A 22,736-nucleotide genomic window follows, 5' to 3' on the forward strand; every position below is an offset into this window, starting at 1 on the left:
GTATCATGGATGGCAAAGACTTGAGCCCAATACCGTATCTGTCTTGAAGAAATTGAATATTGTTTTGCTAAGTAGAGAGATGACGTGCCATCTAAGTATTGCTTAGCAATGATACATTTTAGCTCTCGGCTATATTTGGACATAAAAAGACCCCCAATAATTGGTGTCCAACTATTGGGGGTCAGTTCAGATTGAGGGCTTTTATTTTCCAACCGCGTCAAACGCTCGTCCATCTTTTCCATCATCAAGAGCATCCACTTAACATCCGTTTTCAAGGTTATACCTACACCAACTCCACTAGATAAAGCGCTAGCAACTGCGATTATTAATGTTTGATACTCTGCCATTACTTGAACTCGTTGCGTAGGGTTTCCCATAGGCCAAATACTATTGGAGCACTTGCGCCAATAATGCCACCGAATTGAACACCGTCTGCCGATACGCTAGCGGTGATAAGTTCAGGGTGACCAGCTACCAAAGCCGCTCCTGCACCAAGTAACGCTAAACCCTTTTTAGTGGATGGTTGGTCAAGGTCAACCTTTAGCCACATGCATGCCATCATTTTTCCACAAATTCATTCATAATAGCTATAGTTAAGGTTCATTAATCAGTTATGTCTTGAGTCCCACCGTTCTTTTGAGTTAACTTGTCTTATTCGAAGTCGTAGGTCACAATATGCCCTGTACCTGACTTTAATAAAAATCAATGGCTCCTAAAAAGAAGCACCCTAGAAATCGTGTTATATTGGGGATATCCAATTGAATGGTGAAAAAATTTGGACCACACATTAATAGAGCAAGTTGAAGGGATATGTACATCGCGAGGAGTTAGGCTAACACCTCAGAGAAAACGAGTGTTTGAACTCATTTTCTCTAATAGGAAAGCCTCTAGTGCTTATGAATTGTTAGAGCAATTGAAAGTCAGTGAACCGCAAGCTAAACCTCCTACCGTTTATCGCGCTTTAGATTTTTTGTTGGAACAAGGCTTCATTCATCGAGTTGAGTCAACCAATAGCTTTATATGTTGCTGTTCATGTAATGCGAAGCAACATTTTTCGCAGCTCTTAATTTGCGATAAGTGTGGCACAGTCATAGAACTACAAGACGATGCTCTTATCAAGCAACTCGCTAAAAACGCCGAGAAGCACGGTTTTCAATTAACGAATCACGTTATTGAGTCTCATGGCATTTGCCAAACTTGCTCCTCTGATATGAAAGAATAAGATTATAGAAGAACATTATGCGCGCTGAATTTGTAAACCCGTTTTTAGCTTCTTTAATGAATGTACTAAAAACGATGGCTTCCTTAGAGTTAAAGCCACAAAAACCGAGAGTTAAGAAAGATGAAATCGCTCGTGGTGATGTTTCTGGCCTGATTGGTATGGTTGGAACACAGTCTAGAGGCTCGATGTCGATCACTTTTGATGAGAGCCTTGCCCTAGAAATCATGGAAAACATGCTAGGCGAGCGACCAAATGGCTTAAACGAAGAAGTGACCGATATGGTGGGTGAAATCACCAACATGGTGACTGGCGGTGCCAAGCGCATTCTTGCTGAAAGCGGGTTCGATTTCGATATGGCGACCCCGATTGTTGTTTCAGGTAAAGGCCATACTATTCGTCACAAGTGTGAAGGGGCTATCATCATCATGCCGTTCACCTCTCAATGGGGCAATGCTTTCATCGAGATCTGTTTCGAATAAAGTCATCGGCTAAAATATATCGCTATCGAAACAACCACTCAGAATTGAGAAGGCTGACGTCCATATGTCAGCCTTTTTTATTGGCTGCGATGTGGCCTTTGCTTGATCGACAGAGACAAAAACGCCAACCCGAAGGTTGGCGTTTTTTTGGTGCTATTAACTCAATTAAGCTTTAAGTGCTTTAAATGCGTTGATGAGACCGTTCGTTGAGCTGTCGTGAGACGTTACTTGCGCATCGTCAGCCAGCTCTGGAAGAATTTGGTTCGCCAGTTGCTTACCAAGTTCTACACCCCATTGGTCGAAGCTGAAGATGTTCCAGATAACACCTTGAACGAAGATCTTGTGCTCGTACATCACGATTAAGTTGCCTAAAGCGCGAGGGGTAATTTGCTTAACAAGAATTGAGTTCGTTGGGCGGTTACCTTCAAAGACTTTGAAAGGTACTAGCTCAGCCACTTCTTCAGCTGTTTTGCCCGCTGCTAGGAATTCAGCTTCTACTGTCTCTTTTGTCTTACCGAAAGCGAGCGCTTCAGTTTGAGCAAAGAAGTTAGACATTAGCTTCTGGTGGTGATCAGAGGCTGGGTTGTGGCTGATAGCCGGCGCGATGAAGTCTGATGGGATCAGCTTAGTGCCTTGGTGAATCAGTTGGTAGAAAGCGTGCTGGCCGTTTGTACCAGGTTCACCCCAGATGATAGGACCTGTTTGGTACTCTACTGGGTTTCCGTCACGATCCACAAATTTACCGTTCGATTCCATGTTGCCTTGCTGGAAGTAAGCAGCAAAACGGTGCATGTATTGATCGTAAGGTAGAATTGCTTCTGACTCAGCGCCGTGGAAGTTGTTGTACCAAATACCGATAAGCGCAAGGATTACTGGAATATTGCTTTCAAACTCAGTTGAAGCAAAGTGGTTATCCATCTCGTGAGCACCTTCTAGTAGCTCAACGAAGTTATCGAAGCCAACAGATAGTGAGATAGAAAGACCGATTGCAGACCATAGTGAGTAACGACCACCAACCCAGTCCCAGAATTCGAACATGTTGTCAGTATCAATACCAAACTCAGCGACCGCTGTTGCGTTGGTTGATAGTGCTGCGAAGTGCTTAGCAACGTGAGCGTTATCACCCGCTTCCGCCAAGAACCAATCACGTGCAGAGTGCGCGTTAGTCATTGTTTCTTGAGTCGTGAATGTTTTTGATGCCACTAAGAATAGCGTTGTTTCTGGGTTGAGAGGCTTAAGCGTCTCAACGACGTGAGTGCCGTCTACGTTCGAAACGAAGTGCATGTTTAGGCGCGTTTTGTATGGCGTAAGTGCTTCAGTCACCATGTATGGACCAAGGTCCGAACCGCCGATACCGATGTTCACAACATCCGTGATCGCTTTTCCTGTGTAACCTTTCCACTCACCAGAAACGATACGGTGTGTGAACAGTTCCATTTTTGCGAGTACTGCGTTCACGGCTGGCATTACGTCTTTGCCATCCACCATTACTGGCTTGTCGCTACGGTTACGTAGAGCCGTGTGAAGAACTGAACGACCTTCAGTCTTGTTGATTGCATCACCGCCGAACATTGCTTCGATTGCTGACTTAACTTCAGTCTCGTTCGCAAGAGCAAATAGGTGCTGCATCGTTTCAGCGTCGATAAGATTCTTAGAGTAATCGACTAAGATGTCTGAACCGAAACGAGCAGAAAAATTCTCGAAACGCTTTGCATCTTGAGCAAACAGCTCTTTCATATCCATATCTTGAGCAGATTCAAAATGTGCCGTTAGAGCTTTCCACGCTTGTGTTTGCGTTGGGTTGATATTTTTCAACATGGTATCTATCCCGATGTTACTGTAGGTTTTATTCTAAACGTCACCGAAGTGATGAATAGAACCCCCGATTAGGCGAAAGTTTATATTTTTCTATGATGACCAAACCGCGTCATCACTGAAAGATTCTTTGTAATTTTTTTTCACGACGTATTATGCCGCATATGAAGAGCTGTACCTTGAGATAAATCAGGATTCGATTTCCTGATAGAAAGATCAGCGATGGAAACCCCTCGAACATAGTTAGATGCGAGCGAAACCGGATAAATTCAAGTTAAAAAGATAGCCTTAAACCACTTTTTTTCCAAATACATTATAGAGGATGGCGTATGTGGCTGCAGAAAACGATATACCTAAAACCACGAAAGCGGGGATTTCATCTCATTACTGATGAAATTGAACAACAGGTAAACGATATCAATGGTCTATCTGTTGGTTTACTACATCTCTTTATTCAACATACCTCGGCCAGTCTTACCCTCAATGAGAATGCCGATCCGACTGTCCGTACCGATATGGAGTCGCACTTCAATCAGTTTGTTCCCGAGCGAGCACCCTACTATAGACACATCGATGAAGGCGATGATGACATACCCGCCCACATTAAAGCATCGACACTTGGCACCAGTGTGACAATACCGATAACGAACGGTCGTTTAGCTTTAGGAACATGGCAAGGCATTTACTTAGGTGAGCATCGCGATTGTGGTGGCAGCCGTACGGTGATTGCGACCATTCAAGGTGAGTCGTTTTAATCCGTCTGCTATCGATAGGTTCGACATTCAACAGCCATACATCGCAAGCAAGGAACCCATAAAAAAGGGTGACACGGTTCTGTGCCACCCTAAAAAGTAGAGCGTTTCGTTTTGATGCACTGTTTTATAAAAGCAGATTTTTGTATTGTCGAGTTTTGGTTAAGCCATTACTTCACATATTCCATCGCAACACGTGAAGTCAGTTTAGTGACTAACTCGTAAGCGATAGTGCCGATATGTTCAGCCACTTCTTCTGAAGGTAAATCTTTACCCCATAATGTCGCTTCATCACCGACTTTATCGGCCGCATCAGGGCCGAGATCGACCGTTAGCATGTCCATTGATACTCGTCCTGCGATCGGTACTTTTCGACCGTTAACGAACACTGGCGTGCCGTTAGGCGCAGTGCGAGGGTAGCCATCTCCGTAACCAATCGCGATAACACCAACCTTGGTATCACGCTCACTGGTCCAGTTAGCGCCATAACCGACACTTTCACCGGCTTTTACATCACGAACGGCAATCAGGTGTGAGGTCAGGGTCATCACAGGTAGAAAACCTAGCGCTTGCGCTGATTTATCCACAAACGGAGAGACACCGTAAGAGATGATTCCCGGACGAACCCAATCAAGGTGACTGTCTGGCCAAGCGAGTAAACCCGCAGAGGCAGCCAGTGAACGCTCCCCTTCACAACCTTCGGTAAGAGACAAGAAAAGCGCTGTCTGTTCAACAGTGGTGGCTCTATCCAGTTCATCCGCACAACCGAAGTGGCTCATGTAACGCAGAGGTTTGGCAACATTCGCACATTGATGCAAACGCTCAACAAAGTTCTGATATTGCTCAGGGCGAACACCTAATCGGTGCATACCACTGTCGACTTTTAGCCATACCACAACGGGTGTTTCCAAATCCGCATTCTCTAGTGCGCTTAATTGCTCTTCACAGTGCACCACAGTTTGGATGTTATTGGTCACCAAGATTGGCAAATCGCACGAAGAGTAAAACCCTTCCAGCAACAAAATAGGTTTAACAATGCCACCAGCACGAAGTTGCAGTGCTTCTTCAATACGCGCCACACCAAAAGCATCAGAGCTTTTTGAATGCTTAGCGATATGCAGTAAGCCGTGTCCGTAGCCGTTGGCTTTTACAACCGACATGACCTTGCACTGCGGAGCCTTCAACTTTATCTGGTTCAGGTTATGTTCGAGCGCGTTTAAGTCAATGCTCGCCGTTGCCGCTTTCATGTAAGTCATGAACGATTACTCATCATCAAATGCAGGGCCTGCATAATTATCAAATCGGGAGTGTTGCCCTTGGAATGTCAAACGAACCGAACCAATAGGACCGTTACGTTGCTTACCGAGGATAATCTCAGCGATGCCTTTTAGTGAACTGTCTGGGTTATAAACCTCATCGCGATAGATGAACATGATCAAATCGGCATCTTGCTCAATCGAACCTGATTCACGCAAATCCGAGTTGACTGGGCGCTTATCAGCACGTTGCTCTAGGGAACGGTTAAGCTGAGAAAGTGCCACAACCGGAACGTTCAGTTCTTTTGCGAGTGCTTTGAGCGAGCGCGAAATTTCCGCAATTTCTAGAGTACGGTTATCCGATAGCGAAGGGACACGCATTAACTGAAGGTAATCTATCATGATCATCGAGAGACCATCATGCTCACGAGCGATACGTCGAGCACGCGAGCGCACCTCTGTTGGTGTTAAGCCCGAGCTGTCATCGATATACATATTCTTCTTATCCATCAGAATACCCATACTCGATGAGATACGAGCCCAATCTTCATCGTCTAACTGACCGGTACGAATCTTGGTTTGGTCTACGCGAGAAAGCGAGGCCAACATACGCATCATCAACTGTTCGGCTGGCATCTCTAGCGAGAAAATCAACACAGGCTTGTCTTGTTTCATCGCCGCATTTTCACACAAGTTCATCGCAAACGTGGTTTTACCCATCGATGGACGCGCAGCAACAATGATTAAGTCAGAACCCTGTAGGCCTGCTGTCTTCTTGTTGAGATCATTAAAGCCAGTATCAACACCGGTCACACCATCTTGTGGGGTTTTGTACAGAATCTCGATACGTTCTAGCGTCTTCTCTAGAATGCTATCAACGTTTTGTGGCCCTTCATTTTCACTCGCTCGGCCTTCGGCAATCGCGAAAACTTTACTTTCAGCCAGGTCAACCAACTCTTCCGATGTACGACCTTGAGGATCGTAACCTGAATCTGCTATTTCATTCGCCACTCCAATCAGGCTGCGCACAAGTGCACGCTGTGCCACGATATCTGCATACGCATTGATGTTGGCCGCACTGGGTGTGTTTTTCGCGAGATCGGCAAGGTAGGCAAAGCCACCGACTTCCTCTAATTGCTCTCGCAACTCTAAATGCTCAGAGAGTGTAATGAGATCCAGAGGAGAGCTGTCTTCAAGGATGTCTTTTGCCGCTTCAAAGATCAGACGGTGAGGACGACTATAAAAGTCTTTGGCCACGACCTTTTCGGCAACTGTATCCCAGCGTTCGTTATCCAATAACAAACCGCCAATAACAGATTGCTCAGCTTCTAATGAATGTGGCGGGACCTTGATGGCATCCACCTGAGCGTTGGCTGATTTCTGACTTTTGGTATCCACTATGACTACACTCAATAACTAATAATGATCGTTCATTATACTCAAGAACATCCATTTGTAATCCGATCCTAAGCGTTTGTTTTATTCTTCAGGAATAATTTACTTATTGCTGACGGAAATCACCAAGGGTAGCATTACGATTCACCCATTCATTCACTGTATAATCGAGGTACGCGTGTCCAAGTTATTGGCTCTGAGCATTGGTCTCCTTAGCTCTCCTTTGGCGTTAGCTGAAGATGCTAAAGCCTCTGTTGATGCCATCCTCGACTCTATAACATTGCCCCCCGTCGAAGTTGAGCCTACTGTCGTTGCCTCCACCTCTGAAAACAAAGAGATGGCGAGCGCACCGGCAGATATTGAATTGCCCAACCCGCTAAAGACTGAAATCGAATTTGGATATCAGTCGCATACGGGTAATTCAGACTCTCGCTCACTGAATGCGCGTCTAAATGGTGAATATACGACGGGTCGTCACAGAACCAGCGCTGAATGGAAATACTACAATCTCTATAAAGATGGTGAAGAAGACAAAAGGCAATCAACCTACTCCGCTCAGAGTGACTATAAGTTAAGCCCAAAAACCTATCTCTACGGCAGCTTCAAAGGTGTCGAGTCACGTTATAGCGCCTACTTTAAGGACTATACTGTTTCGAGTGGGTTGGGTTATCAGTTTTCTAATACCGATAAATTTGTGTTGGAAGTCGAACTGGGGCCAGGTTTTCGCTATCAAGTCCCCAACCTCGATGAGATAGACGACGATGACATTATTTTTCCTGAGATTGTTGAAGAAGCGATTTTTCGGGGCAATATGAATGCATCATGGCATGTGTTGAAGAACTTGCAGTTCAAAGTGGAGATGACATTAGTCTCTGGTCATAGCAATCGAAAGCTTGATACCGAGTTAGAAGCGATCAACGATATTACTGAAAACATTGCGCTAAAGATTGCTCACTCGCGTCTATACCATGACAAAGTGCCGAACGGATTAAGCAAACAAGACTCCGTGCTGTCTGTTAATCTACTCTTCCAATTCTAATGACAGCCTGATCGTCAATCTGAGTTTAGGGCCTATGTGGGTTTTCAATGCTCGCTTATTTTTCCAACCTTTTAGACATAAAAAAACACCAGCCGAAGCTGGTGTTTAAAACTTTCAAAAGAAAGAATTCGTCTTAGTACTGAAATTACTCAGCTGCAACGATAGCGATTTTCGCAGTAGCAAAAACTTCAGAGTGAAGTTGGATGCTTACTTCGAATTCGCCGATGTTACGTAGAGCGCCTTCAGGTAGGCGTACTTCGCTCTTAGCTACTGCAACACCTGCCGCTGTAATAGCGTCAGCGATGTCACGAGTACCGATAGAACCGAATAGTTTACCTTCGTCACCAGCTTTAGAAGCGATTGTAACGCCTTCTAGAGTGTTAACGCTCTCTGCACGAGCTTCAGCAGCCGCTAGTTGCTCAGCAACTTTAGCTTCTAATTCAGCACGACGAGTTTCGAACATAGCAACGTTGTCTTTAGTTGCCATAACTGCTTTACCCTGTGGGATAAGGAAGTTACGAGCGTAACCAGATTTAACGTTTACTTGGTCGCCAAGGCCACCTAGGTTACCGATCTTATCAAGTAGAATAACTTGCATTATCTTAGTCCTCTTAAACTATTGTTAACTATTACCGATTACTGATGTTTATCAGTGTACGGCAGTAGTGCTAGGTAACGAGAACGCTTGATAGCGCGAGCTAGCTGACGTTGGTATTTAGCACTTGTACCAGTGATACGGCTAGGTACAATTTTACCAGCTTCAGTGATGTAGTTTTTTAGAGTTGCTACGTCTTTGTAGTCAATCTCTTGTACGCCTTCTGCAGTAAAACGGCAGAATTTACGACGACGGAAGAAACGAGCCATGGGCTATCTCCTGATCTAAATTTAATAATGCGGTATTCACACTGGCTTAAAAATAAGCGTAAGCAAATGCTTGTAGTGAAAATACCTAAACGAGTTGAATAATATTTAATGACCTAACGGCCAAAAAAGAATTACTCAGCAGCAGCTTCTGGCTTAGCTTCTTCTTCACGACGTGGTGCACGTTCTTCACGGTCATCACGGTCATCACGACGAGGAGCACGCTCTGCACGCTCTTCTTTTTGCTTAAGCATGATAGATTGCTCAGTCACCGCGCCTTTAGTGCGCATGATCATGTTACGTAGAACTGCATCGTTAAAACGGAAAGCAGTTTCTAGCTCGTCCATCACTTCTTGGCCAGCTTCAACGTTCATAAGAACGTAGTGAGCTTTGTGAAGTTTGTTGATTGGGTAAGCCATTTGACGGCGGCCCCAGTCTTCTAGACGGTGGATAGTACCACCAGCTTCAGTGATTGAACCAGTGTAACGCTCGATCATGCCAGCAACTTGCTCGCTTTGATCAGGGTGAACCATGAATACGATTTCATAATGACGCATTTGGTTGCTCCTTACGGATTATTAGCTTCCACGAAAGGCTCGGTCGTCCAAGGGAAGCAAGGAACTAAAGAAAAATGACCGAGTTTTAAGGACGGCAAATATTATAGAAAGAACCCGGTATTGGCAAGTGGTATTTGGCTAATAATGAAACAGTTTTCCTGCCGACATCTAGCCATCTAATAAACCAACACGTTTTACTAAAGCTGCCCAAAAAGAAACGCCCACCAGCATGCCGTGAGCGTTAATAAATTCAATAACTTACATCTCTTCAACATCTTGTGTAGACAGCATCACGAAACGAAACGTGACTAAGTCGAATCATTCAGAAGCAAGCGTTAATATTTCTGAGCCTAACGAAATTAAGCTAAACGCTGTCTTACGGCTTCGAATAAGCAAATACCTGATGCTACAGAAACATTCAAGCTTGACACACTACCAGCCATTGGGATCTTGATCAGGTCATCACAAGTTTCACGCGTTAGACGACGCATACCGTCACCTTCAGCCCCCATCACAATCGCCAGAGGACCGGTTAGCTTCGCTTGGTAGATATCATGGGTGGCTTCACCTGCCGTACCCACAAACCATACGCCCTGCTCTTGCAGTGCACGCATTGTGCGAGCTAGGTTGGTTACACGTACAAGAGGAACCGTTTCAGCAGCACCACACGCGACCTTACTGACCGTTGCTGTTAATGGCGAAGAGCGGTCTTTCGGTACGATAACCGCAGCCACACCTGCGGCATCTGCGTTGCGTAGGCAAGCACCTAGATTGTGAGGGTCTGTTACGCCGTCTAGAACCAACAGCAAAGGCTGTTCGTGTTGCGCTAATATATCATCGAGATGCGTTTCGTTAAGCTGCTTCGCAGGCTTCACTTTAGCGATAATACCTTGATGATTGGCACCTTGTGCTTTTTCATCCAGCGGCTTACGGCCCATTTGTTGAATCGACACACCAAATTGCTGCAATTGATTCAATAATGGTAGAAGGCGATCGTCTTGACGACCTTTCAGTACATACGCTTCGATAAAACGTGCTGGATCTTTTTCTAGTACGGCTTTCACCGCGTGAATACCGTAAATAAATTCGTTACTCATTGTCTCAACTTACTCTTATTGCCCAGAGAAGAATGACATCAATGCCGATGCATCCCTCTCTGTGTTGTTCATTTCGAGAGCATGCGTCTTGCGCCTGATACTCTCGCATAAAATTAGTTAGGCACTAAACCAGATTAGCCAAGCGCCTTATTAACCTTAAGATCTATCTGTCTTAAGACTTATCAGCCTTTGGTTTCCGGCTTGCCGAGCGTTTTTTCTTGGCGCGAGCTTTCGCTGCACCGGTTTTATTCACGGGCTTTTTCTTTTTAGCCGAGCTTTCGCTGCTTCCATCTGGTCGCTTAGTCGGCTCGACTAAAGGCTTAGCCGCAACGCCCGGTTGATGACTTTTAACCGCGGAGCGCTTCTTACTTTTGGCTTTTTTCATCGCTTCGGCTGCACGCTTTTTGGCTGTTTTACCTTTACCACGCGGCTGACGATCGGTGTCTTCTAAGTCAAAGTCAATTTGGCGAGTTTCTAAATTAACCGCCGAAACCTTCACTTTAACTGAATCCCCCAAGCGGTAGACATTACCAGAGCTTTCACCTACTAGACGCTGACCAACAGCATCAAATTGGTAGTAATCATTCGCTAGCGCTGAGATATGTACCAAGCCATCAATGTGCAGCTCAGTGAGACGAACAAAGAAGCCGAAGCCAGTCACGTTGGCAATCACGCCATCCATCACTTCGCCAACATGGTCTTGCATGTATTCACACTTCAACCAGTCGTTGACTTCACGCGTTGCGTCATCAGCACGACGCTCAGTCATTGAACACTGCTCGCCGTAGAAGTCCATATCATCGAAAGTGTAGTGGTAACCACCGGTTGGCGTCCAACGTTCGCTGTTACGGCCACCTTCTTTCGCAATGAGGTACTTAATCGCACGGTGCAGTAGCAAGTCAGGGTAACGACGAATCGGCGAGGTAAAGTGAGCATAGCGTTTAAGGGCTAAGCCAAAGTGACCCGCGTTATCCGCGTTGTAGACTGCTTGCTTCATTGAGCGAAGTAGCATGGTTTGGATTAATTCACGGTCTTCACGTTCGTTAATCTGTTGCATCAATTGTGCATAGTCTACTGGTGATGGCGACAGACCACCTTCCAGCGTTAAACCTAATTCACTTAAGAAGCTCTTGAAGCCCATTAAGCGCTCTTCGCCCGGAGTTTCGTGAACACGGTACAGAGCAGGCTCTTTCGCTTTCTCGACGTAAGATGCCGATGCGATGTTCGCCAAAATCATACACTCTTCGATGATCTTGTGTGCATCGTTACGGATGACCGGTTCAATACGGTCGATCTTACGATCCGCATTGAAGATAAATTTGGTTTCTACCGTTTCAAACTCAATCGCGCCACGCTCATCACGCGTTTTCTTAAGAACTTTGTACATTTTGTGCAGTTCTTCAAGATGCGGTACTTCTGGCTCGTAACGCTCACGAAGTTCTTCATTGCCATCTAAGATCGCGCCTACTTTGTTATAAGTAAGACGAGCATGAGAGTTCATTACTGCTTCGTAGTGCTTGTAACCCGACAGCTTACCTTTGTCTGAGATAGTCATCTCACACACCATACATAAACGGTCGACTTGAGGGTTCAACGAACATAGGCCGTTAGAAAGTACTTCTGGCAGCATTGGCACGACTTGTGATGGGAAGTATACCGAGTTACCTCGGTTAATCGCTTCTTTGTCTAGCGCCGTATCTGGGCGAACGTAGTAACTTACGTCAGCAATCGCCACCCATAGACGCCAGCCGCCGCCTTTCTTCGCTTCACAGTAAACCGCATCATCGAAGTCACGCGCATCTTCACCATCAATGGTAACCAATGGCAGCTTACGCAGATCAACACGTCCTTCTTTTGCTTCTTCAGGAACATCCTCACCGAGGTTTTCGATTTGCTTATCTACCGCTTCAGGCCACTCTTGTGGGATCTGGTGAGTACGGATCGCGATCTGCGTTTCCATACCCGGCGCCATGTTTTCACCAAGCACTTCGGTGACTTTACCCATCATGTTTCGAGAGCGACCACCGCGATCCGTAATTTCAACCACAACCACATTACCCATTCGAGCACCGCCTTTATGCTCCGTTGGGATCTGGATGTCATGACTGATACGCGAATCATCAGCCACAACATAAGAATGGCCGTACTCTAAGAAGAAGCGACCAACAAGTGGTGTTGTGCGCTCTTCAAGCACACGAACCAAGCGCCCCTCACGACGACCACGCTTACTGTTGTCAGTCGGCTGAACCAATACGTAATCACCGTGCATGATGGTTTTCATCTGATGGTGCGGCAGCACGATGTCGTTGTCTTTACCGACACTGCCGTCTGGGCGTACCCAGCCATGACCGTCTTTATGACCAATTACATAGCCTTTGATCAGCTCCATCTTCTCAGGCAATGCGTAGCACTGACGACGGGTAAAGATAAGCTGCCCATCACGCTCCATTGCACGTAAACGGCGGCGTAGCCCTTCATATTGATCCTCTCCAGCCAAACCCAAAGCTTCGAATAGATCGTTGCGGTTCATCGGAATATTCGCCTCTGTTAGAAACGAAATAATGAACTCTCGGCTTGGGACTGGGTTTTCGTAGTTTTTCGACTCTCGGTCAGCAAAAGGATCAACAGTGGTTGTCGTATTTTCTGGCATCGGTGTGTTTTTTGACATAGGCGGGCCTGCTTAAGCAAGGAATGTATATACCCCTAGTATATCTGATGCTAGAGGTAAGCTACAGATATGCTTTGGAAAAGCCCAAAATAACCTCAGATTGATGGCTATGCTGACTCAGTGAAACTTATTTTCTCACCACGTTGATCATTATGATTTTAAAAAAATGGCAAAACAAACGTTTGCGCCATGAGTGAAATACACTATTATCCACGCAATTTATCCACTCCTGTTCTGAGTATTGATATGAAACTAAAACGTACCCTCATGGCTTCAGCCATAGCAAGCCTCACTCTCTTTCCTTTTGCGAGTTCTGCAATGGAAAAAGCGGACTTAATGATTACCGATGCGATGGTTCTTACTATGAACCAAGACAAAACGGTTTATGAGCACGGAACGGTTGTCGTGAAAGACAATAAAATTATTGCCGTGGGTGACGCTTCATTAGAGAAACAGTACCAAGCAAAGCAAGTGTTAGATGTAGATGGCGATATCGTGATGCCCGGTCTCATTAATACTCATACTCACGTATCAATGACGGTTTTCCGTTCGTTGGCCGATGATGTGCCCGATCGCCTTCACCGCTACATCTTCCCATTAGAGAAAAAACTGGTGTCCCGAGACATGGTGCGCATTGGTGCTAACCTAGGGAACGTCGAAATGGTGAAAGGCGGTGTGACGACTTACGCCGATATGTACTACTTTGAAGATGAAGTCGCGAAAACCGTCGATAAAATCGGCATGCGTGCCATCCTCGGCGAAACGGTGATTAAGTTCCCAGTCGCCGATGCTGCGAACGCAGAAGAAGGCATCAAATACGCGTTGAACTTCATTAATGAATACAAAGATCACCCGCGCATCACACCCGCTTTTGCTCCACATGCACCTTACACGAATACCACAGAGGTTCTGCAAAAAATCTCTAAACTGTCTTTAGATTTAGATGTTCCGGTCATGATTCACCTCGCCGAATCACACCGTGAAAAAGAGAAAATCGCCGAGCGTTCAGGAGGGTTATCTCCTGTTCAGTACATGGATAGCATCGGTGCACTGAATAAGAACCTTATTGGTGCACACATGATCCTAGTGGATGATCATGATATCGAACTGGTGAAGAAATCAGATATGGGCGTTGCTCATAACATGAGTGCCAACATCAAGTCAGCAAAAGGCGTATCACCAGCACTTAAGATGTATGACGAAAATGTACGTATTGGTTTAGGGACCGATGGACCAATGTCGGGCAACACGCTGAGCACCATCGATGAGTTCAACCAAGTGGCTAAGGTTCATAAGTTAGTCAACAAAGATCGAGCAGCAATGCCTCCAATCAAAGTGATCGATATGGCAACCATGGGCGCGGCAAAAGCACTGCACATGGAAGATAAGATCGGCTCTCTTGAGACGGGTAAGCTCGCCGATATCATCGTGATCGATACTAAAGCTCCCAATATGATTCCAATATATAACCCATACTCAGCATTAGTCTACTCGGCTAACTCGGGTAATGTTCGCCATACGATTGTTGACGGTAAGCTCATCATGCAAGACCGCAACATGTTAACCGTCGATGAAAACAAGATTCGTCAAGAAGCGCTCGATTTTACTAACATTGTTCGCGAAACGGTCATTAAGTCTGGTGAAGTTGTTCAATAACGACTTATCAGAAAACTCTGTCTTGTTCGAATAATTATATTCGTTCAGATCAAAAAGGCCTCGTTGATACTCACCAACGAGGCCTTTCTATTTCTCTCTGCATTGAGATTGATGATTTACGAGTGCAGGTGTTGATCATCAAGTCTATTCAGCATTGACTATCCCTAGATAGAGATGGCGATTACCAGAATACGTCTCGGCGTTTTGCTCGCGCAATAATATTGTCTGGCATTCTCTGCTCTAAACCGCTTCTAAGCATAGCGATACGTTTATGCTGTCTTTGATCCGCCGTTACTGAGTTATACAACCAGCGATAGGCATCTTCATAATCCAATGGGCTACCATAATCATGCAGCAAAAGTTCCGCTAAGTGGATACTGGCATTCAGATTCCCCATAGCAGCCGCCTCACGTAGATAAGGAATCGCGCGCTCTTTGTCTTGCTGAACCAAGGTACCACGAGAGTAATAACGCCCTAACTGCTCTAGTGCCGCGGGTAAACCTTGATGTGCGGCACTCTCCATGTAGTAAAGGCCTAGCTCTACATCTTGTGGCACACACACGCCCCACGCCAACATGTCTCCGTATAAAAACTCATAAGAAGGCAAATTAATACGTGTTGCACGCGCAACAATATCTTCTACTAGCTGACATTGATCAGCTTTTACACGTTCAAGGTGTTGATTATTTTCAATTAACTTAATCAGCTCAGCTTCTGTATATATTGGAACGGGGTCTCCCACATCAGTCAAATTTGCATGACTCAAGGGTGAGATCAGCGCCATTATCAATGAAGCTGCCACAATTTGTAGCTTCATACCTGCACTCTGTTATCTGTCACTAAAGTTATCTATTGAGGTAACGGCAGTATCTGCACGTAACAAAATAGGGTGAACTTCACTTTCCATGATATCTGTATCGGCAATAACCTTGATGGCTTTAGACAAAAGTTGCCACACACCGGCAATTTTCTGCCTAATCACGCATAAAAGTTCACCACTCAGTGCTGTGCGGTTAAATTTCAGGTACTAAAAAGCCGACTTAATAAAGTCGGCTTTTAGAAACTATTGACTCACAACGCACTATTAGTGCCGTGTGATAATCAATTCAAACAAGCATTACACGCCGTATGGGTGGACCTTGATGATCGTTTCATTACGATCAGGGCCCGTTGATATAATATCAATTGGAACACCTGTCAGATCTTCAATACGCTTGATGTAGTCAAGAGCGGCTTTTGGAAGCCCATCAATGGTCTTAGCACCAAATGTATTTTCACTCCAACCTGGCATTGTTTCGTAGATTGGTGTTGCTTCTTCGAACGACTCAGCAGCCATTGGAGAAACCTCTAGAATAGAACCGTCTTTCATCTTGTAACCAGTACAGATTTTTAGTTCTTCTAGGCCATCTAGAACGTCTAATTTAGTTAGACAGATACCAGATAGAGAGTTGATTTGGATTGCGCGGCGCATAGCGACAGCATCGAACCAACCAGTACGACGTAGACGACCGGTTGTTGCACCAAATTCGTGGCCAACTTCACCTAGGTGCTTACCGACTGGATCTTGCTTCTCAAGGCCATCGTATAGCTCAGTTGGGAATGGACCTGAACCAACACGAGTACAGTAAGCCTTAGTGATACCAAGGATATAGCCGATGTGACGAGGACCGAAACCCGAACCAGCAGCAACACCGCCAGCCGTTGTATTAGAAGACGTTACGTATGGGTAAGTACCGTGGTCGATATCAAGTAGCGTACCTTGAGCACCTTCGAACATGATTTTGTCGCCGCGCTTGCGTGCTGCGTCTAGTTCGTCTGTTACGTCGATAACCATCGCAGTTAACATGTCTGCGTAGCCCATCGCTTGCTCAAGTACTTCTTCGTAGCTTACTGTTTCAGCTTTGTAGAAGTGCTCTAGTTGGAAGTTGTGGAACTCCATCACGACTTTTAGCTTCTCAGCAAAGGCTTCTTTATCGAAAAGGTCGCCAACACGTAGACCGCGACGAGCAACTTTATCTTCGTAAGCTGGACCGATACCACGACCCGTTGTACCGATAGCTTTAGCGCCACGAGCGACTTCACGCGCGTTGTCGATTGCAATGTGGTACGGAAGAATTAGAGGACAAGCTTCAGAGATGAAAAGACGTTCACGTACTGGAATACCGCGATCTTCAAGAGGTTTCATTTCTTTAAGAAGTGCGTCAGGCGATAATACTACACCGTTACCGATAACACATTTAACGTTATCGCGTAGGATACCTGATGGAATTAAGTGAAGAACGGTTTTTTCACCGTCAATTACAAGTGTATGACCTGCATTGTGACCGCCTTGGTAGCGAACCACGTATTTTGCATCTTCAGTTAAAAGGTCAACGATTTTACCTTTCCCTTCGTCACCCCATTGGGTGCCTAGAACAACTACGTTATTTCCCATCTTTCCAATTTCTGTTGCTAATTAAAAATGGATTCTAGCACCGAATCACATTTCTTGCAGTCATTTTTTGTTCATAATGGTTAAATCTGTTCAAAAATAAACCAACGATAACTAAGGGCAGATATATAAAGATACTGATATCATTGTATTTTTATAAACAAAAGGCAGCATTATGTCTCATTCAATTTGGCTTGCCATTGGTCTCGTTCTTATCGTTGAAGGGCTCGGTCCCTTACTTGCGCCAAACGGCTGGAGAAATATGGTCGCCCAGCTCAGTCAACAGCCAGACACTCAACTGCGCCGTATTGGAGGTTGTCTTGTTGTCGCTGGAGCAGTTATCGCTTTTATGACCTATCGCTAGGTTTTCTTAAAGTACGACTCTGCCGTTCGATTTCCCTCGAAGATGCAACCTGCAAAAGAATAAAAACAAAAAGGCTCCCGTAATAGGAGCCTTTTGATTTCTATGTACTTCGTTAATAGATTAACGAACCCGCTTATTTTGCTGGAGCACCACTAGCTTGGTTCATGTATTGGAAGAAGTCTGTCTTCGGATCCAATACCAGAATGTCGCTCTTATCGCTAAATGATGTTTCATAAGCTTGCAGCGAACGCATGAAACTGTAGAACTCAGGATCTTTACTGAAAGCATCAGAGTAGATCTTCGCCGCTTTTGCATCAGCATCACCACGAGTCACTCGAGCAGTACGGTCAGCTTCAGCAAGAACTGTTGCCACTTCTAGCTCAGCTTGAGCGCGGATGATTTCCGCTTTTTCGCGACCTTGAGAACGGTGTTTACGAGCAACCGACTCACGCTCTGCACGCATACGCTTGTAGATTGAGTCACTGATGTTATCTGGAAGGTTGATTTTCTTCATACGGAAGTCAACCACTTCAACACCCAGATCTTTCAATGCACTCTCACGAGTATCAGACAAGACGTTTTCCATGATCTTATCGCGCTGACCATCAACTTCTAACGCTTCTTTAGCCGCTTCAGTTGTCACTACGTCAGCATCATCGGCTTCCGGTAATACATCTTTATTACGTGGACCAGAAACGATCTGCTTGATTTCACGAGAACCGATTTCAGAACGTAATACATCCGTGACTTTGCGTTCAAGAAGCGCCTCAGCCGTCAGTGAGTTACCACCACCGGTTGCTAAGTAATATTGACCAAAGTCTTTGATACGCCATTTAACGTAAGAATCGATGATAACGTCTTTTTTCTCAGACGTTACAAAGCGGTCAGAACGGCCGTCCATTGTTTGGATACGAGCGTCCAGAGTTTTCACACGGTCAAACAGTGGCAGCTTAAAATGCAAACCAGGCTCATGGATACGAGAGATCTCATTGCTATCTTTCAATACACGGCCAAAACGAATCACGATACCGCGCTCGCCTTCATGAATCACAAACACTGACATTAGCATTAAAGCCAACACAACAACCAATACAGGGATCATTAACTTACGCATTACTAGTATCTCCCTTGACGTGAACTATCTGAACGAGTTTGAGTGCTAGACTTTGGATCGGCTTGAGTTTCTAGTTCAATTTTATCGTAAGTCGACGGTGCTTTTACAGGGCGGTTACCCGACTGAGCTCCACCTTGAGCGCCTAGCTTATCAATTGGTAAGTACAACAAATTACCACTTGATTCAGAATCAATCAGAACTTTCGATGTGCTTGAGTACACTTTTTCCATTGTATCTAGGTACATACGGTTACGTGTTACTTCAGGCGCTGCTTGGTATTCAGGTAGCAGTTTCTCGAACTGAGCCACTTGACCTAAAGCACCGTTAACTATGCGCTCAGAATAACCCACCGCTTCTTTCTTCAAACGTTCAGCACGACCTGTTGCCTTTGGAAGAATATCATTTCGGTATGCTTCAGCTTCACGTTCGAAACGTTCTTCATCCTCACGAGCAGCAATAGCATCATCAAATGCATCTTTCACTTGCTCAGGTGGACGTGCTGACTGGAAGTTCACATCAACAATAAGAATGCCCATATCGTAGCTATCGATAATACGGTTGAGTGTTTTTTGAGTGCTTTGGCGAATCTGTTGACGACCACTGGTTAGGATACTATCCATTAGTGAATCACCAATAACCGCACGAAGCGCAGAGTCTGTCGCTTGACGTAAACTGTCGTCCGCATTCGTCACACGATACAAGTACTTGTATGGGTCAGAAATACGGTATTGAACACCCATTTCAACAGTCACAACGTTTTCGTCTTTGGTCAGCATGGTGCCTGACGCACGTAGAGAACGAATCGCTTGAACGTTTACGAGCTGTTCGTCTTTGATTTCATCAATGAAGCGAGGGCGCCAGTTAAGACCCGGCTCTTCGATACGGTCGAATTGACCCAGTCGAAGTACGACCGCTCTTTCTGCTTCGCCAACGGTATAGAAACCAGAGAAGAACCAGATAGCAATCGCAATAACGGCAATGACACCAAAGCCAATCGCACCGCCACCACTCGAGGCCCCGTTACCGTTACCACCTTTTTTACCAAACTTGCCACCTAATTTTTGACTCAGTTTACTAAACACCTCGTCTAAATCTGGCGGTCCTTGATCTCGGCCGCCGCGATTATTGTTCTTACCCCAAGGGTCGTTATCGCGGCCGTTATTATCGCCGTTGTTGTTATTTCCAGGCTCATTCCACGCCATTAGAAAGCTCCATCATTTGATATGACGTTATACTGTAGCAGTCTCTTTGGTAACGATAAAGTCACCTAAGAGCGCCCCTTCTCTTTTTTCAAGTTTAGACCAATCTATTTGTTGCATTCGGATATCTATCAACAAGTTACCATTTTCATCATACTCTTCCTGTTGAATACATTTCATCTCAAAGAATAAACTACGAATTCGGCCCTGATGTTGATGGGGAATGCACAACCGGAATTGAACCATCTGACTCGCTAAACGCTCAGTTAAAGCTTCAAACAGCAGTTCAATACCTTCTCCTTCCATTGCAGAAACCCAAACAGCGCGAGGTGCGCCCTCTTCGTCTCTTTCAATTCGAGGTTTTTGATCTTCCATGCAGTCAATTTTATTCATGACTACAAGGGTCGGCACTTCATGAGCATCGATTTCTTCTAATACTTCATGAACCGCCTGAATGTTCTCACGAAAGCGGTCATCACTGGCATCAACAACATGTAACAAAATGTCAGCTTCCTGTGTCTCTTGTAACGTTGCCTTGAATGCCGCAACTAAATCGTGTGGTAGATGACGGATAAAACCGACGGTGTCTGCGAGAATTGCCGGCCCGACATCTGCCAAATCAATCTTGCGCAGTGTTGGGTCTAGAGTGGCAAACAGTTGGTCTGCCGCATAAACACCGGCACTGGTGATGCGATTGAAAAGTGTTGATTTTCCTGCGTTGGTATAACCAACCAAAGAAATCGTTGGGATTTCAGCTCGATGACGAGCACGTCGTCCTTGTTCACGCTGTTTAGCCACTTTCGCCAAACGACGTAATATTGCTTTTATACGGTCACGCAACAAGCGTCGATCGGTTTCCAGTTGAGTTTCACCTGGACCACGAAGACCAATACCCCCTTTTTGCCTTTCGAGGTGAGTCCAACCACGAATCAATCGGGTAGAAATATGACGAAGCTGAGCAAGCTCAACTTGTAACTTACCTTCGTGAGTTCGTGCACGCTGTGCAAAGATATCTAAGATTAAGCCCGTGCGATCAATCACACGACATTTGCACAACTGTTCCAGATTTCGCTCTTGGGCAGGAGAGAGAGAATGGTTAAAAATCACAATTTCAGCCCCGGTCAACTGAACAGCTTGAGCGATTTCTAGGGCTTTACCCTCTCCAACGTAGTATTTAGGGAGCGGGGATTGTCGGCTACCTGTAATGACTTGTAGCGTTTCTACCCCGGCAGAGGAGACCAGCATTTCACATTCGCTTAGGTCTTCCCATTCTCCCTCTTGCGTGAAGTTGATATGAACAAGTACGGCTCGCTCACCTGCTTCATAACGGTCAAACAAGCAACCAACTCCTTATTACAGCGTAAGCTGTATCAATTAAACGATTAATCTTCAGTCTTCTCTGGACGATCAGAAGCCGCACGTTGCTCACCGCTGTGGTGACTCACTGCACGAGCAGGAACCACGGTAGAGATCGCATGCTTGTAAACCATTTGGTTTACCGTATTTTTCAATAAGATCACGAATTGATCGAAAGACTCGATCTGACCTTGTAGCTTAATGCCGTTGACAAGATAGATAGAGACTGGAATGCGCTCACGGCGGAGTGCATTTAGGAATGGGTCTTGTAGCGATTGCCCCTTAGCCATTTTATTTTCCTTATTTGTATTTTGTTGTAATTATTTAGCTAGTGGTGCACAAAAAGGTGCGGCCTTTGCATCTGAGCTAAATGAATAAAAAAACTCCGTTGTTATTGAAAGGCTGTGATTTCTTAAAAGCCTCAATAACGGATCCTTGCCAGAGTATATTCACGCAAAAGCGATCACATTATACACAGCTATGCTCATCAGATGCTATTGCATCTGAAAGAGTTTCTAGCGCGTGTTCAATGTTTTCGCTATCTAACCAAGTTAAATCATTCCAGCTGCGCAACCAGGTGATTTGTCGCTTGGCCAACTGACGGGTTGCACAGACACCACGAAAAACCGCTTCATCTAAAGTGCAATTACCGTCTAAATAGTCCCACATCTGCCGATAACCAACGCATCGAATCGATGGCAGTTCGGGGTGAAGATCTTCTCTGCCGTACAACGCCTTCATTTCCTCTTCAAATCCCGCTTCTATCATCTTATCGAAACGCAACTCAATGCGACGATGGAGTTCAGCCCTTTCCTTGGGAGCTATAGCAAATTGTTTAACACGAAATGGCAGGCTATCGCCTTTCGTTTGAGTTAGCTCTGTTAATGTTTTACCCGAAATTCTATAAACTTCCAATGCCCTTGAAAGCCTTTGTGGATCATTTGGGTGTATTCTTTCAGCGGATACGGGATCTATCTCTCTTAATTGATCATGCAGAGCGTGCCAACCTTGTTCGATCGATTCCGCTTCAATCTGCTTACGAATCTCATGATCGGCGGCGGGTAGTGGCGATAAACCTTCCAACAATGCCTTGTAATACAACATGGTTCCGCCAACAAGTAGCGGAATTTTGCCTTCCGCTACAATTTTATTCATTTCATTGATCGCATCGCGACGAAAATCTGCCGCAGAATACGCTTCACTTGGATCCAGAATATCAATCAAACGATGGGGGGCGAGCTTAAGCTCTTCCGCATCAGGTTTAGCGGTGCCAATATCCATGTCTTTATAGATCAATGCCGAATCAACACTGATGATCTCTACCGGGTATTTCTGACGTAAGCGGATAGCTAAATCTGTTTTTCCTGATGCCGTCGGGCCCATTAAAAACAACGCTAAAGGTAATTTTTCAGTCATGATATTTAGTATTTGTTTCTCTGTAATAGCGCTTTATAGCAAAGGGCTTTGTATCGCGA

Annotated in this window: 24 protein-coding genes; 6 read left to right on the top strand and 18 right to left on the bottom strand. The window is 45.2% G+C overall.

Features of this window, described 5'->3' with window-relative positions; genetic code table 11:
• Both L4B77_RS14225 and L4B77_RS14230 read right to left on the bottom strand, forming a co-directional pair.
• On the bottom strand, nucleotides 1–347 hold a 347-nt coding region (locus tag L4B77_RS14225), incomplete at its 3' end, for a hypothetical protein (protein ID WP_429751179.1).
• Nucleotides 347–550 (bottom strand): hypothetical protein, encoded by a 204-nt coding sequence (locus L4B77_RS14230; RefSeq protein ID WP_429751181.1) that lies wholly within the window; start codon nucleotides 548–550, stop codon nucleotides 347–349. The genes L4B77_RS14230 and L4B77_RS14225, both read right to left, overlap by 1 nt.
• A 225-nt stretch (nucleotides 551–775) precedes the next feature.
• Here L4B77_RS14230 and zur point away from each other — a divergent pair, with 225 nt between their 5' ends.
• Both zur and L4B77_RS14240 read left to right on the top strand, forming a co-directional pair.
• Nucleotides 776–1,222, top strand: a complete 447-nt coding sequence (gene zur / locus L4B77_RS14235) for a zinc uptake transcriptional repressor Zur (protein ID WP_261838720.1) — start codon at nucleotides 776–778, stop codon at nucleotides 1,220–1,222.
• A gap of 17 nt (nucleotides 1,223–1,239) precedes the next feature.
• The gene (locus L4B77_RS14240) at nucleotides 1,240–1,701 is read left to right on the top strand and encodes a chemotaxis protein CheX (RefSeq protein ID WP_261838719.1); all 462 of its coding nucleotides are present in this window, start codon (nucleotides 1,240–1,242) and stop codon (nucleotides 1,699–1,701) included.
• Nucleotides 1,702–1,866: 165 nt separating this feature from the next.
• On the opposite strand, the gene pgi is transcribed toward L4B77_RS14240, so the two are convergent.
• Complete coding sequence (pgi, locus tag L4B77_RS14245; protein ID WP_429751183.1) at nucleotides 1,867–3,519, bottom strand: glucose-6-phosphate isomerase; 1,653 nt, start codon at nucleotides 3,517–3,519, stop codon at nucleotides 1,867–1,869.
• Nucleotides 3,520–3,845: 326 nt separating this feature from the next.
• Between pgi and L4B77_RS14250 the strand changes: the two genes are divergently transcribed.
• The gene (locus L4B77_RS14250) at nucleotides 3,846–4,271 is read left to right on the top strand and encodes a secondary thiamine-phosphate synthase enzyme YjbQ (protein ID WP_429751185.1); all 426 of its coding nucleotides are present in this window, start codon (nucleotides 3,846–3,848) and stop codon (nucleotides 4,269–4,271) included.
• A 167-nt stretch (nucleotides 4,272–4,438) separates the two neighbouring features.
• On the opposite strand, the gene alr is transcribed toward L4B77_RS14250, so the two are convergent.
• On the bottom strand, nucleotides 4,439–5,524 hold the full coding sequence (alr, locus tag L4B77_RS14255; RefSeq protein ID WP_372093952.1) for an alanine racemase: 1,086 nt from the start codon (nucleotides 5,522–5,524) through the stop codon (nucleotides 4,439–4,441).
• 6 nt (nucleotides 5,525–5,530) lie between these two features.
• On the bottom strand, nucleotides 5,531–6,922 hold the full coding sequence (locus L4B77_RS14260; RefSeq protein WP_261838715.1) for a replicative DNA helicase: 1,392 nt from the start codon (nucleotides 6,920–6,922) through the stop codon (nucleotides 5,531–5,533).
• 175 nt (nucleotides 6,923–7,097) lie between these two features.
• On the opposite strand from L4B77_RS14260, the gene L4B77_RS14265 reads away from it, so the two are divergent.
• Nucleotides 7,098–7,958 carry a DUF481 domain-containing protein gene (locus L4B77_RS14265; protein ID WP_372041217.1) on the top strand — a complete coding sequence of 287 codons (861 nt, stop codon included), beginning with the start codon at nucleotides 7,098–7,100 and terminating at the stop codon, nucleotides 7,956–7,958.
• 145 nt (nucleotides 7,959–8,103) lie between these two features.
• Here the strand turns inward: L4B77_RS14265 and rplI are convergent, their stop codons facing one another.
• From rplI to rnr, 5 genes are all read right to left on the bottom strand, one after another.
• A complete protein-coding gene (gene rplI, locus L4B77_RS14270; protein WP_010434182.1) occupies nucleotides 8,104–8,556 on the bottom strand; it encodes a 50S ribosomal protein L9 in 453 nt (150 codons plus the stop codon).
• Nucleotides 8,557–8,594: 38 nt separating this feature from the next.
• Entirely contained in the window at nucleotides 8,595–8,822 is a 228-nt protein-coding gene (rpsR, locus tag L4B77_RS14275; RefSeq protein WP_000090472.1) for a 30S ribosomal protein S18, read from the bottom strand.
• Between the two features lie 131 nt (nucleotides 8,823–8,953).
• Nucleotides 8,954–9,376, bottom strand: a complete 423-nt coding sequence (rpsF, locus tag L4B77_RS14280; protein ID WP_429751221.1) for a 30S ribosomal protein S6 — start codon at nucleotides 9,374–9,376, stop codon at nucleotides 8,954–8,956.
• A 359-nt stretch (nucleotides 9,377–9,735) separates the two neighbouring features.
• On the bottom strand, nucleotides 9,736–10,473 hold the full coding sequence (gene rlmB / locus L4B77_RS14285; RefSeq protein WP_261838714.1) for a 23S rRNA (guanosine(2251)-2'-O)-methyltransferase RlmB: 738 nt from the start codon (nucleotides 10,471–10,473) through the stop codon (nucleotides 9,736–9,738).
• 172 nt (nucleotides 10,474–10,645) lie between these two features.
• On the bottom strand, nucleotides 10,646–13,141 hold the full coding sequence (gene rnr / locus L4B77_RS14290) for a ribonuclease R (RefSeq protein WP_429751223.1): 2,496 nt from the start codon (nucleotides 13,139–13,141) through the stop codon (nucleotides 10,646–10,648).
• Nucleotides 13,142–13,387: 246 nt separating this feature from the next.
• On the opposite strand from rnr, the gene L4B77_RS14295 reads away from it, so the two are divergent.
• The gene (locus L4B77_RS14295) at nucleotides 13,388–14,797 is read left to right on the top strand and encodes an amidohydrolase (protein ID WP_429751225.1); all 1,410 of its coding nucleotides are present in this window, start codon (nucleotides 13,388–13,390) and stop codon (nucleotides 14,795–14,797) included.
• 181 nt (nucleotides 14,798–14,978) lie between these two features.
• Here L4B77_RS14295 and motX read toward each other — a convergent pair whose 3' ends face one another.
• The 3 genes from motX to L4B77_RS14310 form a co-directional block, all read right to left on the bottom strand.
• The gene (gene motX, locus L4B77_RS14300) at nucleotides 14,979–15,614 is read right to left on the bottom strand and encodes a flagellar protein MotX (protein ID WP_261838711.1); all 636 of its coding nucleotides are present in this window, start codon (nucleotides 15,612–15,614) and stop codon (nucleotides 14,979–14,981) included.
• A 12-nt stretch (nucleotides 15,615–15,626) separates the two neighbouring features.
• A complete protein-coding gene (locus tag L4B77_RS14305; protein ID WP_261838710.1) occupies nucleotides 15,627–15,779 on the bottom strand; it encodes a hypothetical protein in 153 nt (50 codons plus the stop codon).
• Between the two features lie 135 nt (nucleotides 15,780–15,914).
• Complete coding sequence (locus L4B77_RS14310; RefSeq protein WP_372066882.1) at nucleotides 15,915–17,231, bottom strand: adenylosuccinate synthase; 1,317 nt, start codon at nucleotides 17,229–17,231, stop codon at nucleotides 15,915–15,917.
• Between the two features lie 172 nt (nucleotides 17,232–17,403).
• Between L4B77_RS14310 and L4B77_RS14315 the strand changes: the two genes are divergently transcribed.
• Complete coding sequence (locus tag L4B77_RS14315) at nucleotides 17,404–17,592, top strand: DUF2065 domain-containing protein (RefSeq protein ID WP_372041221.1); 189 nt, start codon at nucleotides 17,404–17,406, stop codon at nucleotides 17,590–17,592.
• 133 nt (nucleotides 17,593–17,725) lie between these two features.
• Here the strand turns inward: L4B77_RS14315 and hflC are convergent, their stop codons facing one another.
• The 5 genes from hflC to miaA form a co-directional block, all read right to left on the bottom strand.
• Nucleotides 17,726–18,706 (bottom strand): protease modulator HflC, encoded by a 981-nt coding sequence (hflC, locus tag L4B77_RS14320; protein WP_372041222.1) that lies wholly within the window; start codon nucleotides 18,704–18,706, stop codon nucleotides 17,726–17,728.
• A 2-nt stretch (nucleotides 18,707–18,708) separates the two neighbouring features.
• Complete coding sequence (gene hflK, locus L4B77_RS14325; RefSeq protein ID WP_372041223.1) at nucleotides 18,709–19,908, bottom strand: FtsH protease activity modulator HflK; 1,200 nt, start codon at nucleotides 19,906–19,908, stop codon at nucleotides 18,709–18,711.
• A gap of 27 nt (nucleotides 19,909–19,935) precedes the next feature.
• Entirely contained in the window at nucleotides 19,936–21,243 is a 1,308-nt protein-coding gene (hflX, locus tag L4B77_RS14330) for a ribosome rescue GTPase HflX (RefSeq protein WP_261838705.1), read from the bottom strand.
• A gap of 44 nt (nucleotides 21,244–21,287) precedes the next feature.
• Nucleotides 21,288–21,551, bottom strand: a complete 264-nt coding sequence (hfq, locus tag L4B77_RS14335; RefSeq protein ID WP_261838704.1) for an RNA chaperone Hfq — start codon at nucleotides 21,549–21,551, stop codon at nucleotides 21,288–21,290.
• A 178-nt stretch (nucleotides 21,552–21,729) separates the two neighbouring features.
• On the bottom strand, nucleotides 21,730–22,677 hold the full coding sequence (miaA, locus tag L4B77_RS14340) for a tRNA (adenosine(37)-N6)-dimethylallyltransferase MiaA (RefSeq protein WP_429751229.1): 948 nt from the start codon (nucleotides 22,675–22,677) through the stop codon (nucleotides 21,730–21,732).
• Nucleotides 22,678–22,736: the final 59 nt, after the last annotated feature.

The sequence above is a fragment of the Vibrio minamisatsumaniensis genome (genome assembly GCF_050337445.1).
Classification (GTDB): domain Bacteria; phylum Pseudomonadota; class Gammaproteobacteria; order Enterobacterales; family Vibrionaceae; genus Vibrio; species Vibrio artabrorum.